Annotated in this window: 25 protein-coding genes; 16 read left to right on the top strand and 9 right to left on the bottom strand. The window is 70.7% G+C overall.

Annotation, left to right across the window (positions count from 1 at the left end; genetic code table 11):
- Window positions 1-46 precede the first annotated feature (46 nt).
- Complete coding sequence (locus tag ACK4SC_RS08275; protein WP_409616979.1) at window positions 47-1,270, bottom strand: iron-containing redox enzyme family protein; 1,224 nt, start codon at window positions 1,268-1,270, stop codon at window positions 47-49.
- Between the two features lie 80 nt (window positions 1,271-1,350).
- On the opposite strand from ACK4SC_RS08275, the gene ACK4SC_RS08280 reads away from it, so the two are divergent.
- Window positions 1,351-2,187 carry a glycosyltransferase family 2 protein gene (locus ACK4SC_RS08280; protein ID WP_409617162.1) on the top strand — a complete coding sequence of 279 codons (837 nt, stop codon included), beginning with the start codon at window positions 1,351-1,353 and terminating at the stop codon, window positions 2,185-2,187.
- Here ACK4SC_RS08280 and ACK4SC_RS08285 read toward each other — a convergent pair.
- A complete protein-coding gene (locus ACK4SC_RS08285) occupies window positions 2,184-3,470 on the bottom strand; it encodes an adenylosuccinate synthase (protein WP_409616980.1) in 1,287 nt (428 codons plus the stop codon). The genes ACK4SC_RS08280 and ACK4SC_RS08285 overlap by 4 nt on opposite strands.
- A gap of 91 nt (window positions 3,471-3,561) precedes the next feature.
- A complete protein-coding gene (locus ACK4SC_RS08290; RefSeq protein ID WP_409616982.1) occupies window positions 3,562-4,191 on the bottom strand; it encodes a TetR/AcrR family transcriptional regulator in 630 nt (209 codons plus the stop codon).
- Between the two features lie 99 nt (window positions 4,192-4,290).
- Between ACK4SC_RS08290 and ACK4SC_RS08295 the strand changes: the two genes are divergently transcribed.
- Together ACK4SC_RS08295 and ACK4SC_RS08300 are read left to right on the top strand one after the other, a co-directional pair.
- A complete protein-coding gene (locus ACK4SC_RS08295) occupies window positions 4,291-5,583 on the top strand; it encodes an MFS transporter (RefSeq protein ID WP_409616983.1) in 1,293 nt (430 codons plus the stop codon).
- A gap of 34 nt (window positions 5,584-5,617) precedes the next feature.
- Complete coding sequence (locus ACK4SC_RS08300; RefSeq protein WP_409616985.1) at window positions 5,618-6,070, top strand: DUF3253 domain-containing protein; 453 nt, start codon at window positions 5,618-5,620, stop codon at window positions 6,068-6,070.
- A 59-nt stretch (window positions 6,071-6,129) separates the two neighbouring features.
- On the opposite strand, the gene ACK4SC_RS08305 is transcribed toward ACK4SC_RS08300, so the two are convergent.
- Genes ACK4SC_RS08305 through ACK4SC_RS08315 form a run of 3 tightly spaced genes read right to left on the bottom strand, consistent with a single transcriptional unit; the run spans window position 6,130 to window position 8,447 of the window.
- Window positions 6,130-6,498, bottom strand: coding sequence for a nuclear transport factor 2 family protein (locus ACK4SC_RS08305; RefSeq protein WP_409616987.1), 369 nt, complete (start codon window positions 6,496-6,498; stop codon window positions 6,130-6,132).
- Between the two features lie 31 nt (window positions 6,499-6,529).
- The gene (locus ACK4SC_RS08310; protein WP_409616989.1) at window positions 6,530-7,729 is read right to left on the bottom strand and encodes a hypothetical protein; all 1,200 of its coding nucleotides are present in this window, start codon (window positions 7,727-7,729) and stop codon (window positions 6,530-6,532) included.
- Window positions 7,722-8,447 (bottom strand): TrmH family RNA methyltransferase, encoded by a 726-nt coding sequence (locus tag ACK4SC_RS08315; RefSeq protein ID WP_409616991.1) that lies wholly within the window; start codon window positions 8,445-8,447, stop codon window positions 7,722-7,724. Before ACK4SC_RS08315 ends, ACK4SC_RS08310 begins: the two co-directional genes overlap by 8 nt.
- Window positions 8,448-8,618: 171 nt before the next feature.
- Between ACK4SC_RS08315 and ACK4SC_RS08320 the strand changes: the two genes are divergently transcribed.
- The 5 genes from ACK4SC_RS08320 (at window position 8,619) to ACK4SC_RS08340 (ending at window position 14,096) form a co-directional block, all read left to right on the top strand.
- Window positions 8,619-10,094 carry a DUF222 domain-containing protein gene (locus ACK4SC_RS08320; protein ID WP_409616993.1) on the top strand — a complete coding sequence of 492 codons (1,476 nt, stop codon included), beginning with the start codon at window positions 8,619-8,621 and terminating at the stop codon, window positions 10,092-10,094.
- A gap of 96 nt (window positions 10,095-10,190) precedes the next feature.
- Window positions 10,191-11,591 (top strand): DUF2252 domain-containing protein, encoded by a 1,401-nt coding sequence (locus tag ACK4SC_RS08325; RefSeq protein WP_409616995.1) that lies wholly within the window; start codon window positions 10,191-10,193, stop codon window positions 11,589-11,591.
- Between the two features lie 125 nt (window positions 11,592-11,716).
- The gene (locus ACK4SC_RS08330; protein ID WP_409616997.1) at window positions 11,717-12,307 is read left to right on the top strand and encodes a hypothetical protein; all 591 of its coding nucleotides are present in this window, start codon (window positions 11,717-11,719) and stop codon (window positions 12,305-12,307) included.
- 39 nt (window positions 12,308-12,346) lie between these two features.
- Entirely contained in the window at window positions 12,347-13,264 is a 918-nt protein-coding gene (locus ACK4SC_RS08335; protein ID WP_409616999.1) for a DNA-methyltransferase, read from the top strand.
- Between the two features lie 10 nt (window positions 13,265-13,274).
- Window positions 13,275-14,096, top strand: coding sequence for an HAD-IIA family hydrolase (locus ACK4SC_RS08340; RefSeq protein WP_409617000.1), 822 nt, complete (start codon window positions 13,275-13,277; stop codon window positions 14,094-14,096).
- Between the two features lie 33 nt (window positions 14,097-14,129).
- On the opposite strand, the gene ACK4SC_RS08345 is transcribed toward ACK4SC_RS08340, so the two are convergent.
- Together ACK4SC_RS08345 and pyrE are read right to left on the bottom strand one after the other, a co-directional pair.
- The gene (locus ACK4SC_RS08345; protein ID WP_409617002.1) at window positions 14,130-15,467 is read right to left on the bottom strand and encodes a hypothetical protein; all 1,338 of its coding nucleotides are present in this window, start codon (window positions 15,465-15,467) and stop codon (window positions 14,130-14,132) included.
- 13 nt (window positions 15,468-15,480) lie between these two features.
- A complete protein-coding gene (pyrE, locus tag ACK4SC_RS08350) occupies window positions 15,481-16,029 on the bottom strand; it encodes an orotate phosphoribosyltransferase (RefSeq protein WP_409617004.1) in 549 nt (182 codons plus the stop codon).
- A 27-nt stretch (window positions 16,030-16,056) separates the two neighbouring features.
- Here pyrE and ACK4SC_RS08355 point away from each other — a divergent pair, with 27 nt between their 5' ends.
- Complete coding sequence (locus ACK4SC_RS08355; protein WP_409617006.1) at window positions 16,057-16,896, top strand: exodeoxyribonuclease III; 840 nt, start codon at window positions 16,057-16,059, stop codon at window positions 16,894-16,896.
- Between the two features lie 47 nt (window positions 16,897-16,943).
- Here the strand turns inward: ACK4SC_RS08355 and ACK4SC_RS08360 are convergent, their stop codons facing one another.
- Window positions 16,944-17,867, bottom strand: coding sequence for an AEC family transporter (locus tag ACK4SC_RS08360; protein WP_409617164.1), 924 nt, complete (start codon window positions 17,865-17,867; stop codon window positions 16,944-16,946).
- A gap of 148 nt (window positions 17,868-18,015) precedes the next feature.
- Here ACK4SC_RS08360 and ACK4SC_RS08365 point away from each other — a divergent pair, with 148 nt between their 5' ends.
- The 7 genes from ACK4SC_RS08365 to ACK4SC_RS08395 all read left to right on the top strand — a co-directional run bounded on the left by ACK4SC_RS08365 (window position 18,016) and on the right by ACK4SC_RS08395 (window position 25,371).
- Window positions 18,016-18,498, top strand: coding sequence for a hypothetical protein (locus ACK4SC_RS08365; protein ID WP_409617008.1), 483 nt, complete (start codon window positions 18,016-18,018; stop codon window positions 18,496-18,498).
- Between the two features lie 164 nt (window positions 18,499-18,662).
- On the top strand, window positions 18,663-20,165 hold the full coding sequence (locus ACK4SC_RS08370) for a DUF6421 family protein (protein WP_409617009.1): 1,503 nt from the start codon (window positions 18,663-18,665) through the stop codon (window positions 20,163-20,165).
- 274 nt (window positions 20,166-20,439) lie between these two features.
- Complete coding sequence (locus ACK4SC_RS08375) at window positions 20,440-21,120, top strand: SDR family NAD(P)-dependent oxidoreductase (protein WP_409617011.1); 681 nt, start codon at window positions 20,440-20,442, stop codon at window positions 21,118-21,120.
- A gap of 62 nt (window positions 21,121-21,182) precedes the next feature.
- Window positions 21,183-22,580 carry a sensor histidine kinase gene (locus tag ACK4SC_RS08380; protein ID WP_409617013.1) on the top strand — a complete coding sequence of 466 codons (1,398 nt, stop codon included), beginning with the start codon at window positions 21,183-21,185 and terminating at the stop codon, window positions 22,578-22,580.
- 5 nt (window positions 22,581-22,585) lie between these two features.
- Window positions 22,586-23,290 carry a response regulator gene (locus ACK4SC_RS08385; RefSeq protein ID WP_409617166.1) on the top strand — a complete coding sequence of 235 codons (705 nt, stop codon included), beginning with the start codon at window positions 22,586-22,588 and terminating at the stop codon, window positions 23,288-23,290.
- Between the two features lie 108 nt (window positions 23,291-23,398).
- A complete protein-coding gene (locus ACK4SC_RS08390) occupies window positions 23,399-24,280 on the top strand; it encodes an ABC transporter ATP-binding protein (RefSeq protein ID WP_409617015.1) in 882 nt (293 codons plus the stop codon).
- A 50-nt stretch (window positions 24,281-24,330) separates the two neighbouring features.
- Window positions 24,331-25,371, top strand: a complete 1,041-nt coding sequence (locus ACK4SC_RS08395; RefSeq protein WP_409617016.1) for an ABC transporter permease — start codon at window positions 24,331-24,333, stop codon at window positions 25,369-25,371.
- Window positions 25,372-25,429 lie beyond the last annotated feature (58 nt).

Consider the following 25,429-nt stretch of genomic DNA (forward strand, 5'->3'; position numbering starts at 1 on the left):
GCGACGAAAGTGGGGCGGGCACTGCGCGTCCCGGCTTCGCTGCGGCTCAGGCACCGCGGCCTATCACGCGCCGCGTCGACGGGATGCGCCGCTTCGGCACGCTGATCGTCGCGCGGTGGATGCGCGGCGCCGGCCGCAGACCGCTGCGCCCGTCCTGCCACGCCGCGAGCATGTGCTCGGATGCCCAGCCGTCGACGGCCAGGCAGGCCGCGGCGCCGAACAGCACGTCGGCCGCGAGCTCGGGCTCGGCCTCCACGAGGCCGCCGGCGAGGTCGCGCCCGGCGATCTGCTCGTGCACTGCGTCGGCTTCGACGTGCTCGTCGAAGTAGTCGACGACGTCGTCGCCGTAGCCGAGGCGTCGCAGCCCGGCGGCGATGCGCTGGTTCGGCAGTGACGAGGTCATCTCGAACGCGGCGAGGTGGCCGGCGATGGCACCGCGCAGGCGCCGGTGCAGGCCGAACAGGCTCATCGTGTTGACGGAGGTGAGGATGCGCGCATCCACCTGGTCGAGGTAGTGCCCGTACTGCGTCTCCAGCCCGGCACCGCGCATGGCCCGCGCGTACAGCACGGCGTGCATGCGGTCGACGCGGCCCGCGCCGTACTCGTCGGACTGCACCTCGACGAGCGCCGACTTGGCGCGTCCGCTCAACCGGGGGATCGCCCAGCTGTGCGGGTCGGCCTCCTTCAGCGTGTAGATGGAGCGGGCGATGAACAGTTCGCGCACCTGGTCGTGGGTTGCCTCCGTGCGCACGTAGTGGCTGAGCCCCGGTTCGTCGCCTTCGGCGGTGAGGGCGAACAGCGTCTGAGCGATGGTCTCGGCGTCGCGCCCGGAGGGCAGGGTCGGCGCGTCGACGCGCTCGCGCAACGCCGCCTCGAAGCCGGCCTCGATGCTGGCCCGGCAGGCGAGCAGCGCGGGATCCCACTCCCACCGCTCGTCGACGCCGGCGATACCGCCGTAGTGCAGCTCGTAGAGCACGAAGAGGCTCAACTGCAGGTCGCCGTCGACGAGGATGTCGCCGCTGGCGCCAACGGCGCGGTCGATTTGCTCGGGAAGGTCGGAGACGATCGGCGGGGCGCCGACCGGTGAGCCGATCACGGCGAAGAGGGCGGCGCTGACGGGGCCGCGCGGCAGGGGGAGGCGCATGGGCTGGCGCGCGGCGACAGGCCTGACGGGTGTTTCCGCGGCGCTCAGGCCGGCGTCGTCGTGGGTGCCGGGCGTGGCCGGCGCGCCCCGGTCGTGCTGGGGGCGTGCGCCCGCGGTGATGGTCATGGGGGCGACCCTATGCCCCGGCACAGGCCAAACGAGGGGGGGTTGACACGACCCCCTCGGGTGCACTCTGCTCGGTGACCATGTATTCCGATTCCGCTCTGCCGTCCGCGGCCGACACGGGTCCGACCGAGGTGGCGCGCGGCGGCTCCGACCGCCCGATCGCCGACCTGTCGATCGTGATTCCAGTGCGCGACGACGCCGAATTCCTCTCCCGCTGCCTGGACGCGCTCGCCGCGCAGACGGTCGGCCCGCGCGAGGTGATCGTCGTCGACAACGACAGCTCCGATTCGACCGCCGTGGTCGCCCACCAGGCGGGCGCGCGCGTGATCACGCAGACCGAGGTGGGCATCCCGATCTCGAGCGCGACCGGCTACGACGCCGCCTCGGGCCGCTTCATTGCACGGCTAGACGCCGACAGCGTGCCGCACGAGCGCTGGATCGAGAACGTCGTCGGGGTGTTCGCCGAGCATCCCGAGGCGGTTGCGGTCACGGGCTCTGGCGTGCTCGAGACGGAGGACGGTGAGCAGCGCCCGCACGCGAGCCGCGCCTACCTCGACCCCTACTTCGCACTCGTGCGCCTCGCCCTCGCCCACGAGCCGGTGTTCGGCTCGGCGATGGCGATTCGGCGCTGGGCGTGGGAGCGCATCAGCGGCGAGGTGTGCCGCCACGACGCGACGGTCCACGACGACATGGATCTGAGCATCCATCTGCCGCCACAGGCGGTCGTGGTTCGGGATGCGCGGCTCACGATCCCGGTCTCGGCCCGCCCGATGGACTCCAAGCGTTCGATGGCCTACCGCGTGTGGCGCGGCGTGTATTCGCTCGCGAAGCACTACCCGAAAGAGCTGCCGCTCAACCGGTGGATGCGCCGGGCCCGGGTGCACTACCGCGCGCGAAGCGCCGAACCTTCGCCCTAGTCGAGCAGGTCGTGGCGCACGACGATCGCGTCGCGGCCCGGGCCGACGCCGATGGCCGAGATGCGCGCGCCGCTCATCGCCTCGATGGCGAGCACATACTTCTGCGCGTTCTCGGGCAGGTCCTCGAACGTTCGCGCACCGGTGATGTCCTCCGACCAGCCGGGGAACTCTTCGTAGATCGGCGTCGCGTGGTGGAAGTCGCTCTGCGACACGGGCACTTCGTCGAACCGCTCGCCGTCGACCTCATAGGCGACGCACACGGGGATGCGCTCGAGCCCGGTCAGCACGTCGAGCTTGGTCATGACGAAGTCGGTGACGCCGTTGATGCGCGCCGTGTAGCGGGCGATGGGGGCGTCGTACCAGCCGCAGCGGCGCGGGCGGCCGGTCGTCGTGCCGAACTCGAAGCCGGTCTTGCGCAGGAACTCGCCTGACTCGTCGAACAGCTCGGTCGGGAAGGGTCCGGCGCCGACGCGGGTCGTGTACGCCTTGACGATGCCGATGACGCGGTCGATGCGGTTCGGGCCGATTCCGGCGCCCGTGGACGCGCCACCGGCGATGGCGTTCGAGGAGGTGACGAACGGATACGTGCCGTGGTCAACATCCAGCATGGTGGCCTGACCGCCCTCGAACAGAACCGTCTCGCCGCGCTCGAGCGCCTCGTGCAGCACGAGCGCCGTGTCGGCGACCATGGGGCGCAGGCGTTCGGCGTACGACAGCAGGTCGTCGACGATCTCGTCGACGGTGATCGCGCGGCGGTTGAACACCTTCACGAGCAGGTGGTTCTTCTGGTCGAGGGCCGCCTCGACCTTCTGACGAAGGATGTTCTCGTCGAACAGGTCTTGAATGCGGATGCCCACCCGGTTGATCTTGTCGGCGTACGTCGGCCCGATGCCCCGCCCCGTCGTACCGATCTGGCGCTTGCCGAGGAAGCGCTCGGTCACCTTGTCGAGGGTGCGGTGGTAGTGCGTAATGACGTGCGCGTTCGCGCTGATGAGCAGCTTCGAGACGTCGACGCCGCGGGCGCTGAGCGCCTCGAGCTCGCCGAAGAGCACCTCGATGTCGATGACGACGCCGTTCGCGATGACCGGGGTGACCCCGTCGGTGAGGATGCCACTCGGCAGCAGGTGCAGCGCGTACTTCTCGTCGCCGATGACGACAGTGTGGCCGGCGTTGTTGCCGCCGTTGAACTTGACGACGTAGTCGATGCGCCCGGCGAGCAGGTCGGTCGCCTTGCCCTTTCCTTCATCGCCCCACTGGGCGCCGATGATGACAGCGGCAGGCATGGCTGGTCCCTTTCGAATAGACGGGGATGACTCCTGAGTCTATCGGGGATGCTCGGGGCCGATTCGGGCGGAGGGCGGTCGCTCGCGCCGATCAGACCTCGGCCCACTGCCCGCGAGCGGGCACCGGGTTGGCGCGGGCAAGGCTGCCCGACTCGAGGCCAAGGCGCTGCTCGGCGGCGGCGAACACGATCGCGTTGGCCTCGTCGACGTCGACGATGCCCATGGCGTGGTGCTGCACGGCGACGCCGTCCGCGATGGCGGTGAGCATCCGAGCATCCTCGTCGGGGTTGTCGCTCGACGCGGCGCCGGTGGCGACCGCGCGCGCGATCTGATCGGCGAGGATACGCTCACAGTCGCGATGGTGCCGGTCGAGCGCAGCGGCAAGCGCGGGCGTGCGCGGGGCCTCGCTCCACGCGTCGATCCACACCAGGTAGTGGTTTTCGGGGGTCGCCGACAGCCAGCCGGCGAGGGCGGCGACCGGCTCGAGGCCGTCGAGCAGCGCGTGGTCGCTGGCGAGCTCGGCGGTCACCGCGTAGTCGAAGGCGGCGGCGACGAGCTCGTCACGCCCCGCGAAGTAGTGGCGAATGAGCCCGTGGGCGATGCCCGCCTCGGCCCCGACGTCGCGCAGGGTCACGCCGGCGAAGCCCTTCTGGGCGACGACGACGAGGGTCGCCCGCAGAATCTGCTCGCGCCGCTCATCAGACGTCTTCCGCTCGGCCATGCGTCGAGCATAGGCGGTAGCGCGGGGTCTTGTCCGGGTGGATAACGGGGTGCTAGTGTGTTGTCCAGTTGGACAATAACGAAGGAAAGGTGTCTGATCGTGAACGCGCAGCAGCGAGAGGCGCGGCGTGCCCGCCTGCTCGTCCCGAGCGTGGTCGGCGCCATGGTGACGCTGTCGGCGGCGTCGTTCGTGATCTTCCCGCTGATCCCGTCGCTGCAGGACAATCTCGGGGTCTCGACCGCGCAGATCGGCTACCTCGCCGCCGCCGGCTTCGGCGCGGCCCTCATCGCCGAACTCATCGTCGCGCCCGCCGCCGACCGCGGGCACGCGCGCCTCATGGCGATCATCGGCGTCGTGATGGTCGCTGGGTCGCTCGCACTCAGCGCCCTCGCGACGAGCGGGCTTCAGCTGATCGCCGGGCGCGCCGTCGGCGGCTTCGGATTCGGCATCTTCGTCATCGCGGCGAGCGCCCTGCTCGTGCGGCACGACCACGCACGCAGCGGCGAACTGCTCGGGCGCCTCGGCGCCGGCGAGCTCGCCGGCATCGCGCTCGGGCCGCTGGCGTCGGGGTTGGCGCTGGCCATCGCCGGGCCGAGTGCGATCCTCGCCGTGTCGGCGGGTGTCGTCATGCTCGCACTCGTGCCGGTGCTGCTCGGGTTCCGAGAGGCGGCGGCGACGGACGCCGAACCGTCGCGAAGCCGCACCGGTTTCGACGGCGACCACGCGCATCCCGAGACCGGGGGCATCGCCGCCGGCGTGCTCGGATTCGACGTGACCGACGCTGACCGCACGCAGCGGTTCGGCTCGGCGGCACCGCGCACGGGGCTCGACCTGCTGCGCTCGCCGCGCATCGTCGGCATCGTGCTGCTGTACGCGGCGGTGATGATTCCGACGGGGGCATACGACGGCATCTGGCCGCGCTACATGGCCGACATCGGTGCGGGGCCCGTGCTGATCGCCGCGAGCTACGCGATCTTCGCCGTGCCGTACGTGCTGCTCGCCGGCTGGGCGGGGCGGCTCGCCGACCGGCGCGGCGGGGTGTCGGCGTTCTGGCGCGGGCTCATCATTCTGCTGCCGATGATCGCCCTGTACGCGGTGGTCGGCAACCCGTTCGTCGCGACCGGCATGGGACTCATCGAGTCGACCGGGCAGGCGCTCGCCTTCGTCGGAGCCGCCGCGGCCATGGCGCACGCGGTCGACCCCGCGCGAGCCGGAACGGCGCAAGGGCTACTGCGCGGCATCGGGCTCGCGGCGGCCACCGTCGCGGCCGCCGTCTCGGGGGTGGCGTACCAGGCCGGCGGGCAGGCGCTGCTGTTCGGCGGCACGGCCGTGGTGGTCGCAGTGGTCGCCGGCGTGGGCTTGCTGCTCGCGCGGATGCGGCGGAGTCGCTGAGCGGCGTCGCAGGTGCGTGCCGCACCCTGTACCCATGGGACGACAGCGGCCAGGGCGCGACGCGCGCGATCGCGCCGACTCCGCGGCTCCTGCGCCCGAGGGCCGCGCCGACAAGACCTGCGCCTCCTGCGGGCGGCGTATCGAGTGGCGCGCCACGTGGGCGCGCGACTGGGCGAGCGTGAAGTACTGCAGCGACGCGTGCCGGGCCCGCGGCGTGCGTGAGGTGGATCGCGAACTGGAGGCGAGCATCCGATCATTGCTGGATGCTCGTGCCGCGTCCGCAACGATCTGCCCGTCGGAGGCGGCGCGCGCCGTCGCGGCCGCCCGCGGCCTGCCGGGCGACGAGCCGTGGCGCGAGCTGATGGAACCCGCCCGGCGTGCGGCGCGGAGACTGGTAGCGGCGGGCGAGGTGGAGATCACCCAGGGCGGCCGGGTGGTCGACCCGTCGACGGCGAAGGGGCCGATCCGGGTGCGGAAGGTGCGCTGACGGGGCGGGATGCGCATCCCGAATCGGGTGGCCGGCCGGCGAGCTAGGCGCCGTTCGCGCTACCGCACGCGGGTCTGCTGGTGGGCGGCCACCCGCCAGCGTCCCTCGACGTAGACGTACGTGGTCGACATGCGGCGGTCGATGTGGTGGTCGCCGCGCGACGCCTTCGCCCGGTACGCGAGGATCGCCGCGCGGTCGCCCAGCCGCACGACGCGGTGCTCGCTCATCTCGTACGAATCCCAGGTGGAGCCCTGCAGTGCGGCCATCACCGCGTCGCGTTCGATGACCCCGTCGTCGACGATCATGATGCCGTCGGGCGTCATCGCCGTGTAGTAGAAGGTGCCGCCGTCTCCGCGACAGATCGCGTCCCACCCCTCATGCTCGGCGTGAATGAGCTGGGCGGGCAGATCGTCGGTGATCGCGGTCATGCCGACAGTCCACCGGAGCGGGCGGGGCGCGTCAAGGGCGCGGATGCGCGGGCGAGCTCTTTCGGAATGTCACGACGTCGACATAGCGGCGGTTCGTCACATCGGAGCGGCGTAGCCAGACGTGCAGACGTTCGTCGTCTCGTAGGAGGTCGCCCAACGCGTGACTCGGCGCGACCTCGACGAACAGAACGTGGGCGTCGTCGGGCTCGACCAGCGGAAGTTGGACGTGAAGACGCGAAAGCTCTGCCGACGTGAGCTCGAAGCCCGGCGACGGCAGCGGGAACAGGCGAGTAACGGGTCGAACGCGCGCGGTGAAGGGATTGCGCGCGAACTCGGCGTCGAAGTTCTCGTCGGGGAACACGCTGCGCGCCAGCTGGTCGGATTCGACTTGCAGCTCCCCGACGATTTCACGTGCGCGGGGGGAAGCCTCGATCGAGGCTCCGAACGAGGGCAGCACCATCGGCCAGCCGGATGCGCCACCCGCGGCACTGCCGGGTGCCCGCCGACGGACCGCCGCTTCACTCACGTGGCGAAGTGTGGTCCCGCCACCCGGCACCTCGGGAGTCGTGAGCGAGTCGCGGCCCGCCGCATAGAAGAGCTGCAGCACGCCCTGGCGCGGAAGCGAATTCTCACGAATGAGGCGAGCGACACCCTCGTGCCCGGCGGCCCGACGGAGGACCGCGCAGTCGAACTGCAGCAGGAACTCGCTGCCGGGCGGATCGGCAAGACCAGGGAACCGAGTGGGCGTGCCGCCGATGAGAGTGAGTTCGCGGGCGCTTTCATCGGCGGCGTCAAGGGCCGGCAGCTCGCTGTCGCCGCTGTCGCCGCTGTCACCACTGTCACCGAGCAACGTCCCCTCGGGGAGGTAGACCGACAGGCGCGTCTCCATCGTCCGCGCATCCCAGTCCACGCGGGGGTCGCCCGCGATCGCAGCGGGGTCCGTTTGGTAATCAATAACGGCATCCCGAAGCACCGTATAGAGAAGAGCGAGCTCGACAGGGTCGTCCGCCTCGCGCGCAACCGCCCGGAGCGCGGTCATGAGCTCGGCGTCCGCCCGAATCTCCGAGATCGCGGTGGCCTGGCCGTCCTGCATCTCTTGCCAGGTGTTGGCCGGGATCGAGTCGATCCATTCCGTCTGCGCAACGTCGGCGCCATCGGGCGAGGGGAGGGCTCGCCACCACGCGTCGATCTCGCGCAGGCGCCGCCAGGCCTCGTCAGGAACGTCAGGCATCAGAAGCTTCCCCGCGCGCGTGCGCCCGGACCCACTCGTGCATGACGATCGCGGCGGCGGCGGACGCGTTGATCGAGCGGGTCGACCCGTACTGCGTGATCTCGACCGCCTCGTCGGCCGCGGCGAGCGCCTCGGGGCTGAGCCCCGGGCCCTCCTGCCCGAACAGCAGGATGCACGCCTTGGGCAGGGGGGTGGCGTCGACCGGGCGGGATCCGTCGACGTTGTCGACCGCGACGATCGGCAGCGCGTTCTGGCGGGCGAAGTCGACCAGGTCGGCGATCGTCTCGTGGTGGCGCACGTGCTGGTAGCGGTCGGTGACCATGGCGCCGCGGCGGTTCCAACGACGACGGCCGACGATGTGCACCTCGGCTGCGAGGAACGCATTCGCGCTGCGCACGATCGAGCCGATGTTGAGGTCGTGCTGCCAGTTCTCGATCGCCACGTGGAACGGGTGACGGCGGGTGTCGAGGTCGGCGACGATCGCCTCCATCCGCCAGTAGCGGTAGCGGTCGATGACGTTGCGAGTGTCGCCGTGGGTGAGCAGTTCGGGGTCGAAGTGCGGGTCGGTGGGGTGAGGCAGCGGGTGCGGGCCGACGCCGTGGGTGGTGTGCTCGGGGGTGGGGGTGGGTTCGGGGTCTTGTGCGGAGGTTCGCGTGGAGTTCTGTGCGGGGTTCCCTGGCGCGTCGGCGGGCGGGTCGGCGGGCGGGTCGGCAGGCATGGGTCAAGCGTAGGTGCGGCGCCGAGCGGGGAGTCGATGGCGAGTGTGGATGAGGCCGTGGGGAGGTGGCGGCTCCTTCACAAATTGCCCGGTCATCCTGCTTTTCACAGACCGTCGGGGGTGTGGATGCACGCCCGTCGCAATGTCGGTGGTCACTGGTTCACTTCTCTCATGACCACCCCCGACCCGCTCGCGCTGACGAACCTCGCCGGCGGGGCGACCGACCAGCTGCTCGACGCGATCCTCGCGACCGACCGGGTCGTCGCAAGCGTGCACGCGATGCGCGCCACCGCGATCAACCAGCTGTTCGAGAATGTGCTGCACAGTGAGCGGCTCACCGATGCGGCCGCGGGTCGCCCGTTGCCAGCGCCGCGCTCTGCCGACGGGTGGAACGCCGAGACCCGTGCCCACCGCGTCGCCGCGAGCGAGCTCGCCTGCGCGATGCGAATCAGCGAACGTCAGGCCACCGACCTCATCGAGCAGAGCCGCGCGCTCGCCACCCGCCTCCCCGCGACCCGCGAGGCACTGGCCGCCGGCCGCATCTCTTTGGGTCACGCGGCCGCCATGGTCGACGAGGCGTCAACCATGTCGAGCGTCGTCGACGAGCGCGACCGGATGCTCGCGGAGGCTGTCGACGCCAGCTCCGATGACGCGGGCGAACTGCCGTCCGCGGCAGAGGTAGTCGCCGAGTTCGAGCGGCGGGCGCTGCGTCATGCTGAGACGACCAGCCCGGGGCGGTTCCGGCAGCGGGCTCGTCGGCTGCGCGAGCGCCTCGAACCCATGACCCGCGAGCGCCGCTGCGCCGAACGTGTCGCCGAGCGCGGAGTCTGGGTCGAGCCAGCCCGCGACGGCATGGCCTACCTCACCGCCTACCTCCCCGCCGCCGACGCGTGGGCCGCCTACAACCGCATCAGCGACATCGCGAACCAGCTGGGCCGCATCGACCGGGGGGCCGACAGCGTCGCAGGGGCGGGGAGCGGCGGGGATGGCGCCGGCGTTGGCGGCAGCGATGGCGTTGGCAGCGATACTGGCGTTGTTCGTGGTGACGGCGCAGCCGGCGACGGCGTGAGCGACGACCGCACCCTCCCTCAGCGTCGGGCCGACGTGTTCCGAGACCTGCTGTTCGACGGTGTGATGCCGGCGCACGGAACCGGCACGGGCATCCGCCCGACGGTTCTCGTGACCGTTCCGGTCATGACGCTGCTCGGGCACGACACCGCCGAGGTCGCGAGCGTTGAAGGCCACGGTCCGATCTCCGACGCGGAAGCGCGGCGGCTCGCGGCGGCGGCGCCGAGCTTCATCCGGGTCCTGACCCACCCCGAGACCGGGGCGACCCTGTCGGTGGGGCGCGACCGATACGTCGTTCCGCGCGACCTGCGCATGTGGCTGCGGGTGCGCGACGAGTACTGCCGGTTCCCCGGGTGCGGGCGCGCGGCATCCCACAGCGACGTCGACCACACGCGCGACTGGCAGCACGGCGGAACAACCTCCGCCGACAACCTCGCCCACCTCTGCCCGAGCCACCACCGGCTCAAACATCACACCCGCTGGCGGGTGCAGCACGACGGCGGGGGCACCCTGCTCTGGACGGCGCCCTCGGGCCGCACCTACCGCACCGAACCCGCGCACGCGCTGCCGTCGGGGTGATGACTGTTCCGCCGAACCCCACGCGGTCGGCATGTACGAGACAGGCAGACCCTCCGACCCATTGCCGCAACGGCATACGACGAGTAGCGTCGCGACATGACGGCCACCGACTACCTCGACCCGAGCGCGCACGGCCGCGAGCGGGGGCGGGCGCTCCGCCGGGAGGTACCGCGCGCATCCCTCGCAGAGGTGTACAGCCCCCGCGACCGCGACCCGATCGCGATCCTCACCGAGCAGAACGCCACCCGCCTGCCCGACCTCGTGCCCGTGCGCATCGGGCGCATGCTGCAATCGCCGTTCGCCTTCTACCGCGGAACCGCCGCCGTCATGGCCGCCGACCTGCGCGACGCCCCCACGACAAACCTCGACGTGGTCGCCTGCGGCGACGCCCACATCTCGAACTTCGGCTTCTACGCCAGCCCCGAACGCGAACTCGTCTTCGACCTCAACGACTTCGACGAGGGCGGCGTCGCCCCCTGGGAGTGGGACGTGCGGCGCCTCACCGCCAGCGTCTACATCGGCGGCCGCGACATCGGCCTCAGCGACGACACCTGCCAGGCCGCCGCCCACGACGCCGCTGCCATGTACCAAACCGTGCTGCGCCGCTTCTGCCGCCTCAGCCCCACCGAGCGCTACTTCGCCCGCGTCGACTCCTCCCGCGTCGCCCGCGAATTCGAAGCCGTCGGCACGCGCACCGTCAAGCGCGCCGCCAAGAAAGCCCGCGGCCGAACCGCCGAGCGCGTGCTCGCCACACTCACCACGACGACGACCGACGGGCGGCTGCGCATCGACGACCAGCCGCCGATCCTGCAGCACGTCGACCACGCCAGCCTCGACGAACTCGGCGAGCTGCGAACCCACTACCGCCACACCCTGCGCGACGACATCGCCTACCTGCTCGGCCAGTACACGCTCGTCGACTACGCCCTGCGCGTCGTCGGCGTCGGAAGCGTCGGCACCCGCTGCTACCTCATCGCCCTCGAAAGCGCCGCCGGCGACGTGCTTTTCCTCCAGGCGAAGGAGGCGCCGCCCTCCGTGCTCACCACCTACGGAGGCCGGCCCGCGCTCATCCCCGGGCGCTCGGCGAGCACCGACTACTCGGAAGGCCACCGCGTGGTCGCCGCCCAGCGCATCCTGCAATCCACCTCCGACCCCTTCGTCGGCTGGGTCAACGGCTGGGCCGGCGACGACGCCGGGCGCCGACGCGTCGACTACTACTGGCGGCAGTTCCGCGACATGAAGGGGTCGATCGACCCGGCCACCCTCAACGCCGCCCAGTACACGCGCTACGCCGAACTGTGCGCCGGCCTGCTCGCCCGCGCCCACGGCCAGTCGCCCGCCTCGGCCAGCATCGTCGGCTACCTCGGCCGCTCCGGAGCCTTCGCCGACGCCATCGCCACCTGGTCGGCCCGCTACGCCGACGTCGCCGAAGCCGACTACGAGGCCCTCCACAAGGCGGTCGCCGCGGGCCGCCTCCCCGCCGAGACCGGGGTGTAATCCACAGCTCACGTCTCCGGCGGTCCGTCCACAAACGACCACGGGCCACCCACCCTCGCGCCGTCGGTGCGCTACCGTCGCCCCCACTCGAGCACGCGATAACGGCAACCGAGCAAGGGACGTCCATGAGCGCAGACAGCAACCGAGCCCGCGCCACCGTGAACGCCCTCCCCACGCGCGTGGTGCACGCCTCCATCGTGCTCGCGGTCGTCGCCACCCTCGCTGCGTGCACCGCGCTACCGTTCGGCGCAATCGCCTCAGACCCCCGCTCCGCATACGACGGCACAGACCGTACGGCCAGGGTCGCACTGTCCGAGCACAAGGAAGCGGTCAACGAACTCATGGAGCTGATCGAGCCCACCGAGCTCACCGCACCTATGCCGAGCGAGTGGAGACACCATTCCGCCGGTCCGTGCGTGGGCGAATCCTTGTCCATCCTCGTGCGCAACAGCAGCGGGGGCCTTCTTCACCCCGCCGCCGACCCGGAAGACATCCTTGAGCGCATTGCCGCCCACTTCGACAGACGCGACGGGTGGACCGTGAAGCGGTCCATGGACGACACGACGGACAAGCTGAACCTCGTAGAGGTGAAGCAGGCCAACGGCATGCGAGTCGCCATCTACGTCGACGAGGTTGGGCCTGACGAGTGGTTGAAGGTGGCCGGCTTCACGGCGTGCTTCAGCGACCCTCGCTCCTCTGGCGTCGACCTGAAGTGACTGTCCGGCAGCGTCCATTCCGGCTGTTAACCTCACCCCATGGCAGCGGACGGCGACCAGCAGGATTCACGGGGCGGCGAGGCGACCACCGCGCACCGCGACCCGTCCCTGCTATCGAGCCCCGAGCATCCGCACCGCCTATTCGCCGGCGACAACCTGCCCCTCCTCCAAACCCTCCCCGACGAGAGCGTCGACCTCGCGTACCTCGACCCTCCGTTCAACACGGGACGCGCGCAACTGCGCCGCGTCACCCGCCACGAGCGCGACCCCGAAGGCGCGCGCACCGGCTACGCCGGCACCAGCTACACGATGCACGTCGACCGCGAGGCGCAGTACGCCGACCGCTTCGACGACTACGAGGCCTTCCTCGCCCCGCGGCTCGCCGAAGTGCACCGGCTGCTCGCCCCCACCGGCACGCTCTACCTGCACCTCGACTACCGCGAGGCGCACTACGCGAAGGTCGCCCTCGACCTGCTGTTCGGCCGCGACTGCTTCCTCAACGAGCTCATCTGGGCCTACGACTACGGGGCGAAGAGCCGCCGGCGCTGGCCGACGAAGCACGACACGATCCTCGTCTACGTGAAAGACCCGAAGCGGTACCACTTCGACTCCGACGCGGTCGACCGCGAGCCGTACATGGCCCCGGGGCTCGTCACGCCCGAGAAGGCGGCGCGCGGCAAGCTGCCGACCGACGTCTGGTGGCACACCATCGTCACCACCTCCGGCCGCGAAAAAACGGGCTATCCGACCCAGAAGCCCGAGGGCATCCTGCGGCGCATCGTCACCGCCTCCAGTCGCGAGGGCGACCTCGTACTCGACCCCTTCGCCGGATCCGGCACGACCGCCGCCGTGGCCCGCGCGCTCGGGCGGCGCAGCCTCAGCATCGATGAGAACCCGGATGCTCTGGTCACCATTGAGAAGCGGCTCGGCATCGAACGGGAAAGGTTCGGCGACTAGCCTTGACCTCATGAGCGATCGCCGCGACGTTGAATGCTGGCTGACCGACATGGACGGGGTGCTCGTCCACGAGAACCACGCCCTGCCCGGAGCCCCCGAACTGATCCAGCAGTGGCGCGACACCGGAACCCCGTTCCTCGTGCTCACCAACAACTCGATCTTCACCCCGCGCGACCTCGCCGCGCGGCTGCGTGCCTCGGGAATCGACGTTCCCGAAGAGGCGCTGTGGACCTCCGCGCTCGCCACCGCCGACTTCTGCGCGAGCCAGATGCCGGGCGGCAGCGCCTTCGTCATCGGTGAGGCGGGCATCACGACGGCCCTGCACGAGGCCGGCTTCATCATGACCGAGACGAACCCCGACTACGTCGTCGTCGGCGAGACCCGCAACTACTCGTTCGACGCGATCACGAAGGCGATCCGCCTCATCAACAACGGCGCCCGCTTCATCGCCACCAACCCGGATGCGACCGGCCCCAGCGCCGACGGCGTGCTGCCCGCGACGGGCGCCATCAGCGCCCTCATCACGAAGGCCACCGGCAAGGAGCCCTACGTGGTGGGCAAGCCGAACCCGATGATGTTCCGCTCGGCGATGAACCGCATCGGCGCGCACAGCGAGAACACCGGCATGATCGGCGACCGCATGGACACCGACATCGTCGCCGGCATCGAAGCCGGACTGCACACCGTGCTCGTCATGACCGGCATCAGCGACACGGCCGAGATCGAGCGCTATCCGTTCCGCCCGAGCGAGGTGCTCGCCGGCGTGCACGAGCTTGTCAGCCCCGAGCCTGTAGAAACCGAGGAGCAAGACGGGGCAGGGCTGCCCGGCTGAGGAGACCGCTTAGCCCCTCTGCGCAAGCAACCCCTACTCGCCGGCGTCCGCCGTCGGCGCCACGAGCGACAGGTTTCCTTCGAGCGGTTCGCCCCCGGCCCGCGAGATGAAGCAGAAGAAGTCGCGGTAGCCCCCGTCCCACTCCTCGGCCGTGACCGGGTAGGCGGTCTGAATCTGAATGTCGTCATAGGCGGCGGCCGCCGTGAAGTCGAGCACGTCGGGCGACGAGCAGATCAGCGACAGCGGGGCCGCGAGCGCCTCCGGCCCCGGATACTCGGCCGGCGCCTCCGGAAACTCCTGCCGCAGGATCAGCTGCGCGGCGTGCGGCTCGGCGCAGTCGACCACGGTGAACTGCTCCTCCCACGGCGACACCCACGGGTCGAGGCACTCGCCGCCGCGCAGCAGCGACCACTCCCACTCGCCGGCCGGCAGCGGCACCCCGTCGGGCACGCCCTCCAGCGGGTCGGGCTCGGGTTCGGGCTCCGGCTCGGGCAGAGGTTCGACCGTCGGCTCGGGCTCCGGCTCGGCGGCCGTCCACTCCGGGATGCGCGTACCCAGAAGGAACAGCCCGATCAGCGCCAAAATGGCCGCCAGCGACCCCGCCACCCACAGCAGCGTGCGCTGCGTGCGATCCAGGCGGGATGCTCGGGGCGCGTCACCGGCAACAGCGCCGGTTCCCGGGGCTGCCGCCGCGCCCGCGGGGGTCACGCCGCCGAACGGAGCCGCCCCGGCGGGGCCCGCCGGGGGGACGCTCGCCGCAGCGGCGGGAGCAGCCGACGGCGGGGGCACCAGCAGCGGCGTCGGCTCGTACTCGCGGAAGTTCTGCTCGCCGAACACGGCGTCGAGCGCGTCGCCGTCGACATCCCCGTCGATCGGGGCGTCGCCCACGCCGGGCGGTGACGGCGCGCGCAGCAGCTCGGTCGCCGCGTCGCTCGGCACCTCGGCGGCCGGCATCGCCTCCGTCGGCGCCGGCTCGCGCATGACCGGCATCGCCTCGGTGGGAATGTCTTCGACGCGGGGCACCGGAGGCCCGGCGGGGGGAACGATCGCCGGCGACTGCGGGTGGAGGAGCGCGGGCGGCGGCTGAATCGCCGGCGGAGGCAGCACCGGCTCGATCAGCGGCGACGGAGGGGCGGGCTCGGCCGGGTCGGCCGCCTGCGAGATCAGTTCGGTGAAGGTGGGTGGCTCAGTCGGCGGTGCGGCGGGCGGCGCAACCGAAGGCGCAGCGGGCGGCGCAACCGGCGGTTGAGCGCGCTCGTCGCTCGGGTGCCACGGGGCGAGCGGCGAGCGTGACGTTCCTTCCGCCGGGGGCTCGCCCCGAGCATCCTCGTCGTCGTCTGCGCCCGGCGGGCGACCCGTGTTCTCCGTCATGACAGCGTCTCGGTCATGCCAGGCCGAGATCCTCCAGGCCAATGGCGGCGCGGTACGCGTAGCCGGCCTCTTCGATGACCTCGCGGGCTCCGGTGGCGCGGTCTACCACGACGGCGACGGCAACCACCTCGGCGCCGACCTTCTCGAGCGCGCGGGCCGCCGTCAGCGGCGACCCGCCCGTCGTCGAGGTGTCTTCCAACACAACGACGCGTTTGCCGGCGAGGTCGGGGCCCTCGACCTGCTTGCCACGTCCGTGATCCTTGGGCTCCTTGCGCACGACGAAGGCGTCGTACGTGCGGCCGAGCGCGGCGCCCTGGTGCAGCACGGCAGCCGCAATCGGGTCGGCGCCCATCGTGAGGCCACCCACGGCGGCGATGTCGTCGAACTCGTCAACCAGCGGCACCATGACCCGGCCGATCAGCGGGGCGACGCGGTGGTCGAGGCTGACCTTCCGCAGGTCGATGTAGTAGCTGGCCTTCTTACCGCTCGTCAGGGTGAAGTCGCCGTGGAACACGGCCTCCTCGCGGATGAAGTCGATCAGCTGCTGGCGCACATCGGTCACGGATACAACTCTAACTAGGGTGATTCCATGCGCATCGCGACCTGGAACGTGAACTCGATCCGCACCCGGCACGGCCGCGTCGTCGACTACCTGGTGAACGCCGACGTCGACGTGCTCGCCATGCAAGAGATCAAGTGCAAGCCCGAACAGTTTCCGCTCGACGGCTTCGAGGCCGCCGGCTACGAGGTCATCGCGCACGGCCTCAACCAGTGGAACGGCGTCGCCATCGCCAGCCGCCTGCCCATGACCGACGTCGAAACCTCGTTCGCGGGGCAGCCCGGGTTCCTGAAGGGCCACGACGGCGACGACGCCCCGCTCGAGGCGCGCGCCCTCGGCGTCACCGTCGCTGGCATGCGGCTCTGGAGCCTCTACGTGCCGAACGGCCGCGCCCTCGACGACCCGCACATGCAGTACAAGCTGCGCTTCCTGCGCGCGCTCGCCGACGATGCCGCGCGCACCCTGAAGGCCGACCCCGCGCATCCGCTCGCCCTGATGGGCGACTTCAACGTGGCCCCGCTCGACGACGACATGGGCGACCCCAGCTTCGTGCCCGGCGTCTCGACGCACATCTCACCCGCCGAGCGCGAGGCGTTCGCCGCCCTTGAAGAGGCGGGGCTGACCGACGTCGTGCGGCCGCACCAGCCCGAGGGCTACACGTTTTGGGACTACAAGCAGCTGCGCTTCCCCCGCAACGAGGGGATGCGCATCGACTTCATTCTCGGATCGCGCGGCTTCGCCGACCGCGTCGACAGCGCCCACATCGAGCGCGAGCAGCGCAAGGGCGACGCGCCCAGTGACCACGTGCCCGTCGTCGTCGACCTCGTGGACGAGGACGAAGACGACGACGACCGGCCGATGATCTTCTAGGGCGTACGGTTCGCCGGCGCGGCCGGGCGAACGGCGGGATGCTCGCCCTAGGGCGCGAGGAACGCCGCGATCACGATCAGCGCCGGCACCGACAGCGCCGATGACAGCAGCACGGCGTCGCGGGCGATCGTCGTGCCCCGCTCGAAGCGCGAGGCGTACACGAATACGTTCTGCGCCGTCGGCAGCGCCGCGAGCGTGACGACGGTGAACAGCGCTGCCCCCTCAAGGCCGATCACGAGCGCGCCGACCGCCCAGGCGACCACGGGCATGACGGCCACCTTGAGCACCAGCGCGAGCAGAACATCCCGCCGACCGGTGCCGGCCGCGAGCACGCGGCGCCCGTGCAACGACATGCCGAACAGCAGCAGCACGACCGGCACGGCCGCGGCCCCGATGAGCCGGAACGGCTCGAGCACCGGGTCGGGCAGTTCGAGCCCCGTCACCGACACGATGACGCCGAGCACCGACCCGATGATGATCGGGTTGCGCACCGGCTGGCTGAGGATGCGGCCGAGCGACACCCGCCCGCTCGTCGACACGTCGAGCACCGTCAGGGCGAGCGGCCCCGCGACGACCAGCTGAAACAGGATGACCGGGGCAACGAGCGCCGGATCGCCCAGCACGTAAGCGGCCACCGGCAACCCAATGTTGTTCGCATTCGTGTACCCCGACGCGAGCGCCCCGACCGTCGTCTCGGGGACCGCGCGGCGCCAGAGCACGCGCGCCACGATCGCGTACAGCACAAAGCACGCGACGGCGGCCGCGATCGACACGGGCAAGAGCGCCGAGAACAGTTCTGACGTGTCGGCCTCGGCGAGCACCGTGAACAGCAGCGCCGGCGACAGCACGAAGAAGGCGAGGCGACCGAGCACCGGCTGCGCGGTGTCGGGCAGCAGGCGGATGCGCGCCACCAGGTAGCCCGTCGCCACGACCGCGCCGATGATGGCGAACCCCGTGAGCACTCCGAGCACGACACCAGTCTGAAGCACCGCGAGGCACCTCCCGGTGCACAGCAGGCACCGTGAGTGCTCTCGCGGCAGAAAAACCTGGTCAATGCCGCATTCACGACGCAGACTGGAAGCGGCGCATCGAGCCACACCACCCACCCAAGGAGGACTCATGCCCCGCTATCGCATCCTCGCGTTGCCCACGATCGCCGTCGCCGCCGCCGTATCGCTGTCGGGCTGTTTCGCCAACCCGCTCGACGGGCTGGTCGAGAACGTGGTGCAGGGCGGCGTCGAGGGCCTCATCGAGAACGAACTCGGCGAGAACGTCGACGTCACGCTGCCCGGGCAAGACGGCGGGCAGTTGCCGTCGAGTTGGCCGAGCGACGTGCCGACCCCACCCGGCGACGTCGTGTTCGCGGTCGCGAGCCCCGGCAACTGGACAGCGTCCATCGTGGTCGATGGCCAGAGTGCGGTCGACCGGGCCTACGCCGAACTAGAGCAGGCCGGCTACACCCTCGACACCGAGGCCAACTTCGGCGGCTTCGTCACCCGCAGCTATATCAACGACACGTACCAAGTGTCGGTGTCGGCCCTTCCCAACGAGGCGGAGGGCTTCACCATTCAATACGTCATCATCGAGCAGGGCACGCAGTAAAAGATTCTGCGCCGACGCGGTGGAGCGCGCTGAAAAGTGCGTGCTCCGCCTCCTTACTGCACGTTTATTGCGTCACCGGCAAGCAAAAACGGTGAAAATCCCCGTACCCTCGAAGGGGGCGCGCGCTCGCGCCCGGTAATCGATCGTTCGACGGGAGGGACACCATGACCGACACCGCCCAGCGCACCAGCACCCGCGCGGCCGGCAGCATCATCGGAGAGCCCGAGGTCGTGGAGGACGCCCGCGTCGGCGCGGCTGGCACCACCTCGACCGTCGCCGGACCGAGCGCCGCCGAGATCGTCGCCGACCCGCAGTGGGCCGCCCTGAAGGCCGCCGCGATCGCGATCCGCCCGCACCAGATCAAAGACGGCTCCATCCCCGACGCGGATGCACACGGCGAGGCGGCAGGACACGTTGCGGTCATCGTCGAGGCCCTGCGCCACTTCGCGCCGCTGATCCCCTACGACAGCGAGTACCTGCACGCCGCCGCCACCGACTTCGAGCGCTGGCGCGACAGCGGCTTCGGGGTTCCCGACTTCTACGACGCGCTCGACGCCTTCGCCCCCGCGGCCGAGCGTCGCGACGGCGTCGCCCACCTCGTCGTCTTCCCGATGTACACGCAGAACGGTTCGAGCGACCGGCTCGTCGAAGCCGTCGTGTTCGATGTCATCTGGCCCGACTTCGTCGCCGAGCTCGAGGCCACGAAGTACGGCAACCCGCTGTACCTCGGCCTGCGCTTCGCCGACTTCACCCCCGGATACGACACCAACTCGGCCGTGCTGTTTCCCGAGTCGGTCGCCGTGACCCCGCGCGTGCCGGCCGGCGCGCCCGAGGGCGCGGCGCCGCAACTGCCGGCGTTCACCTGGGGGGCGATCTTCGCCGACCGCGAGGCCGCCCGCTTCCGGCGCGTGCTGCGCGCCGCCGCCGACATCACGAAGCTCGAGCTGCCCGCCGACGCGGCCGAACTGCTCGACGACCAGGCGCTCGCCGAGCGCACCTTCGTGATGTGGGACATGATTCACGACCGCGCCCACATGCGCGGCGACCTGCCGTTCGACCCGTTCATGATCAAGCAGCGCATGCCGTTCTTCCTCTACTCGCTGGAAGAGCTGCGCTGCGACCTGACCGCGTTCCGCGAGGCCGTGGCGCTCGTGCGTGACGAGGCGACCGACAAGGTCACCCGGCAGCACGCGCAGCTGGTGCAGTATGCGGTGATCTTCGACCGCATCTTCCGCTTTGCGATCACGGGCACGCGCATCCGCAATTACGACGCCGTCGGCGGCCAGCTGCTGTTCGCCTGGATGCACCAGAAGGGCGTTCTGCACTGGACAGACACCCAGCTCGCCATCGACTGGGAGCACGTGCCCGACGTGGTCGTTGCCCTGTCGGATGCGGTGAACGACCTCTACTGGCGCTCGATCGACCGACCGAAGAGCGCCCACTGGCTCGCCGCCTACGAGCTCGTGTCCTCCACCCTGACGCCGCACCCCGCCTCGCAGTGGGCGAAGGGGCTGCCGCAGGAGGTGCTCGAGGGTCCGCTCAAGGGCTGGACCGACCTCGTGATGGACGACGAGTTCCCGCTGTCGATGTTCTACGAGGCGCTGCAGAAGAAGATGGCCAGCGTGATCGAGTCGACCGCAGGAATCACCGGACGCTCCGACACCTAGCCGGTCGCGCCGCACGTCGAGCCCGCCGGGAAGGTTCGAAATGCGAACAGTGCCGAATAGGTGTTGTGGCTTTCACGAATCTCATGGGTCACCATGTGGAGACGCGCGACAACAGGTATGCCCCCCAGCCGTGTCGCGTGAGGGAGCAACGAATCCTCCGATGCCCCGCTGTGGTCGCTTGGAGCGACGCCGGGTCCGTTCCGCGGCGTCGCTCCAAGTGCTGCCCGCTCAGAACCTCCCGGGCACCCGGTGAGCACGAGTAGGCTCCTCGATCATGGCTGAGCAGAGCGCACCCCCGGCTGCCCCCACCAGCGCCGCCGGGCGCACCGTCGTCGTCGGCGGCGCAGGCGGAGTCGCCGGACGCGAGGTGTGCGCAGCGCTCACCGCGGCGGGCGCGCACGTCGTCGCGGTGACCTCGCGCCCCGACGCGCTCGAAAAGATCGCCGCGGCCGAGACGCACGCGATCGACCTGGGTGATGCATCCGCCGTCGCCTCGCTTGCCGCCGACCTCCGTGAGCGACGCGGCGGAATCGACGGCTTCATCCACCTGGTCGGAGGCTGGCGGCCCGGTGCCGACGACGACGACTGGGCGTGGCTCGAACACCGCGTGCTCACCACCCTTCGCGTCGCGTCGCGCGAACTGCGGGCAGACCTCGGCGCGTCCGACGCCGGGCGCCTCGCCATCGTCAGTTCGGCCTCTGTTGGCGCCCCCCGCTGGGGCATGGTGAACTACGTCACCCTCAAGGCCGCTGCCGAAACCTGGGTTGCCGCCATCGCGAATGGCTGGCGCGTCACCGAGAAGCCGGCCGCCGCCGTCACCTTCGTGGTGCGCGCTCTCGACGACGAGGGAGTCGTCGATGCCCTCGCGCAGAGCGTTGTCGCCCTCTGGGAGCTGCCCGCGGAGCAGCTCAACGGCGTGGTCGCCCGGCTGGACGACGCGGAGGCACACGGCTGAGAAGCGCACAATCCGTCGCGCGACGGATGACGCGCATCCGCTGTGCGGGTTAGCGTCGTCGGGTGACACGCGTGCACGAGACGGCGCCGGCGACCGACGCCGACGGGCGGTGGCGGCGACCGCCGCCCGCGCTCAGTGAGCTTCGGCCTGACGCGCTGCTGGCTCTCGTGGTCGCCGTCGGCGGCACCGTCACCGTGCTGCTCTACGCGAGCGTCGGCTTCTTCGACGAGCCGCCCGTACCGTGGCACGCGGCCGTGATGATCATCGGATTCTCGGGGCCGCTCGTATTTCGCCGCCTCGCGCCGATCACCGTCACGGTCATCGTCTCGGTCGTGTACATCATCGGCGTCACGAACAAGGTGCCGGAGGTGCTCTTCAGCAACATTGCGCTGTTTGCCGCGATGTACTCCATCGGCGCCTGGAGCACCTCGCGTCGCGCCGCCCTCATCTCGCGCACGCTGATCGTCGTCGCCATGTTCGGCTGGCTCTTCTACGGCCTCGCGAGCGCGGCCTTCGACACGAGACTCGCCCCCGAAGACTCCGGCATCGGCCTCATCGCACCCGGCGTCGCGGCGGGCCTCATCGCGGTCGTCACGAACATCCTCTACTTCGCCGGGGCCTGGGCGTTCGGCGACCGCGCCTGGAACGCCGCCCGAGAGCGCGCCGAACTCGAGGCCCGCACCCGCGAGCTGGCCGCCGAGCGTGAGCGCACTGCCGCCCAAGCCGTGGCGCTTGACCGCGTACGCATCGGCCGCGAACTGCACGACGTCGTCGCCCATCACGTGTCGGTCATGGGCATCCAGGCTGGCGCCGCCCGCCGCGCGCTCGAAACGCGCGGCGCCGACGGGGCCGACACGGCGACGCGTTCACTCGGCTCGATCGAACAGTCGGCGAGGCAGGCCGTCGACGAGCTGCACCGCCTCGTCACGACGCTGCGCGACACCGACGAGGGAATCGACGGCGCAGCTGACGGCGGCGTCTCGGGCACGACGGAAACGACACGGGATGCTCGCGGCCCCGCCGGCAGCGCCGGCGACGGCCCCAGCACCCGCGGCACCGCCCAGCTGGGCGACCTCGTGCGCGAGCTCGAAGCCGCGGGCCGCGCTGCCGCCCTGCACACCATCGGCGAGCCCACACCGCTCAGCCCCGTCGTCGACACGACGCTATACCGGGTCGCGCAGGAAGCCGTCACGAACGCCCTCAAGCACGCGGGCGCGAGCGCCCGCGTCGACCTGCGCCTGCGCTTCACGCCCGACGCGGTCGAGCTCGACGTGGCCGACACGGGCGTCGGCGCGCGCGCGGCGGCCGTGCAGCCGCGCGGCGGCTCCGGCGGGCTCGGCCAGCAGGGCATGCGCGAGCGCCTCGCCGCCGTGGGCGGAACCCTCGAGGCCGGCCCGCGCTCGCGCGGTGGCTATCTCGTGCGCGCGCGAGTGCCGCTGATCGTGGAGGAGGGCGCGTGAGCGACGTGACCACGAGCATCCGGGTGCTGCTCGTCGACGACCACGCGCTCGTGCGCTCGGGGTTTCGCGCGATCCTCGAGAGCGAACCCGACATCGCCGTGGTGGGCGAGGCCGCGAACGGCGAAGAGGCGATCGCGCAGACCGCCGCGCTCAGCCCCGACGTGATCTGCATGGACGTGCAGATGCCCGGCGTGGACGGTCTCGAGGCGACGCGCCAGATCACGGCGGACCGCACCGGCGGTGCGGGCGTTCTCGTGCTCACGACGTTCGACCGCGACGACTACCTGTTCGCCGCCCTCGAGGCCGGGGCGGCCGGGTTCCTGCTGAAAAACGCGAGCCCGGAAAAGCTTGTGGAGGCGGTGCGGGTCGTCGCGAGCGGCGACGCCCTGCTCGCCCCCGACGTGACTCGCCGGGTCATTGCTCGTGCGACAGGAACAGGCGCGACAGGCATCGGCAGCGCAAACGGCGAAACCCCCAAACCGGATGCCCGCCTCACCGACCTCACCGACCGCGAACACGAGGTGCTCACCCTGCTCGCCCGGGGTCTCGCCAACGCCGAGATCGCGCGCGAACTCTGGCTCGGCGAGGCGACCGTCAAGACCCACGTGTCGAAAATCCTGCAGAAGCTGGGGTTGCGCGACCGCGTGCACGCCGTCGTCTTCGCCTACGAGAACGGCGTCGCCGTTCCCGGCGAAGGCCCCGCCGAGTAGGCGCCCCGCTCACCCGTCGGGGGGAGGGCGCGCGGTGGCGACCATCCTTCGGGCGGATGCGCGAGCATCCCGCCCCTTCGTAGCGTGGAATCCAACGAAAGGGGCACCATGCTTCAGATCGAGGGCGTGACTAAGCGCTACGGCGACCGCACCGCGGTCGACGACGTCAGTTTCACCGTCGGCAGCGGTCGGTTGACCGGGTTCGTTGGCGGCAACGGGGCAGGCAAGACGACAACGATGCGCATCATCCTGGGGGTGCTCGGCGCAGACGCGGGCGAGGTGCGGCTCGACGGGTCACCACTCGGCGCCGACGGCCGGCGACGCTTCGGCTACATGCCCGAAGAGCGCGGGCTGTACCCGAAGATGCGGGTGCACGAGCAGCTCGTGTACCTCGCGCGCCTTCGCGGCATGCGCGCTGGCGAGGCTGCCGAGCGTGCCGACGAGTTGATTGATCGGCTCGAGCTCTCCGAGCGGCGCGACGACCCGATCGAGAAGTTGTCGCTCGGCAATCAGCAGCGCGCGCAGATCGCCGCCGCACTCGTGCACGCGCCCAGCGTGCTCGTGCTCGACGAGCCGTTCTCGGGGCTCGACCCCCTGGCCGTCGAGACGGTGCTCGGGGTGCTGAGCGAGTTCGCCGCGCAGGGAGCCCCGGTGCTCTTCTCGAGTCACCAATTGGATGTTGTTGAGCGGCTGTGCGACGACATCGTCGTGATCGGCGGCGGTCGTATCCTCGCCGCCGGCACCCGCGACGAGCTACGCGAGCAGAACGCCGGCTCGCGGTGGGAGCTCACCGTCGACGGCGACCTCGGCTGGGTGCGCACCGCGCCCGGTGTGCAGGTCGTCGAGTTCGACGGCGACCACGTCGTCTTCGACGCCGACCCGGCGGCCGCCCAGGCCGTGCTGCACCGCGCCACGGCCGGCGACATGGTGCAGCGCTTCGGCCGTCGCCGCCCCACCCTGACCGAGATCTTCCGAGAGGTCGTGCAGTGATGAACGCCACCAGTTTCCGCGAATCCGTCGTTCTCGTTGCCTCCCGCGAAGTGACCCAACGACTCCGGTCGAAGTCGTTCGTGATCTCGACGCTCATCCTGTTCGCGATCGTTCTCGGGTCGATCCTCATCAGCGGGTTCGTGTCACGCGCGAACGCCGACTCGACGACGCCGGTCGCCGGAGTCGGCGCGGCGATCGCCGAGCTCGAGACGCTCCCCGGAATCGAGGTGGTGGAGGCTGCGACCGTCGCCGAGGCCGAGCAACTCGTGCGCGATGAAGAGGTCGACGCCGCGGTTGTTCCGCTGAACGGCGACGCAGCGGTGCCCTTCGAAGTGATCGGGTTGACCGAGACGCCGGGTGGGCTCATCACGGCGCTGTCGATCGCCCCGGACGTGCGCACGCTCGACGAGCCGGGCCTGCCGTTCGGCCTGCTCTATCTCGTGGCGTTCGGTTTCGGCATCGTCTTCTTCATCTCGGCCGTCACCTTCGGCGGCACGATCGCCCAGAGCGTGGTGGAGGAAAAGCAAACGCGCGTCGTCGAGATTCTGCTGTCGGCCATCTCGGCTCGTGCGCTCCTCGCCGGGAAGGTGGTGGGCAACTCGATCCTCGCCTTTGGGCAGATCCTTGCCATCGCCGCGCTGGCGGCACTCGGCCTCGTGCTGACCGGGCAAGACGTGCTCGTGACCGACCTCGGGCCCGCTGTCGGCTGGTTCCTCGGATTCTTCGCGATCGGCTTCGTCCTTCTCGCCGCCATGTACGCGGCGAGCGCCTCCCTCGTGTCGCGCATGGAAGACGTCGGCTCGGTGCTCACCCCGGTGACCTACCTCGTGATGATCCCCTACTTCCTCGTCATCTTCCTGTTCGACAACGCGCTGGTGTTGACGATCATGTCGTACGTGCCCTTCTCGGCCCCGGTCGGAATGCCGATGCGCATCTTCCTCGACCAGGCCGCCTGGTGGGAGCCGATTCTGGCCCTCGTGGTACTCGCGGTCACCACCGTGGTGGTGGTCATGGTGGGCGCGCGGGTCTACCAGAACTCACTGCTGCGCACCGGTTCGCGCGTGAAGCTCGGCGAGGCGCTCACGGGGTAGCGATTCGCGGCGCACGGATGCGTGGGGCGGGGCCGTCGCGGACGGCGCGCCCCGCGCA

Origin of the sequence: Microcella sp., from assembly GCF_046293215.1 — a bacterium.
Classification (GTDB): domain Bacteria; phylum Actinomycetota; class Actinomycetes; order Actinomycetales; family Microbacteriaceae; genus Microcella.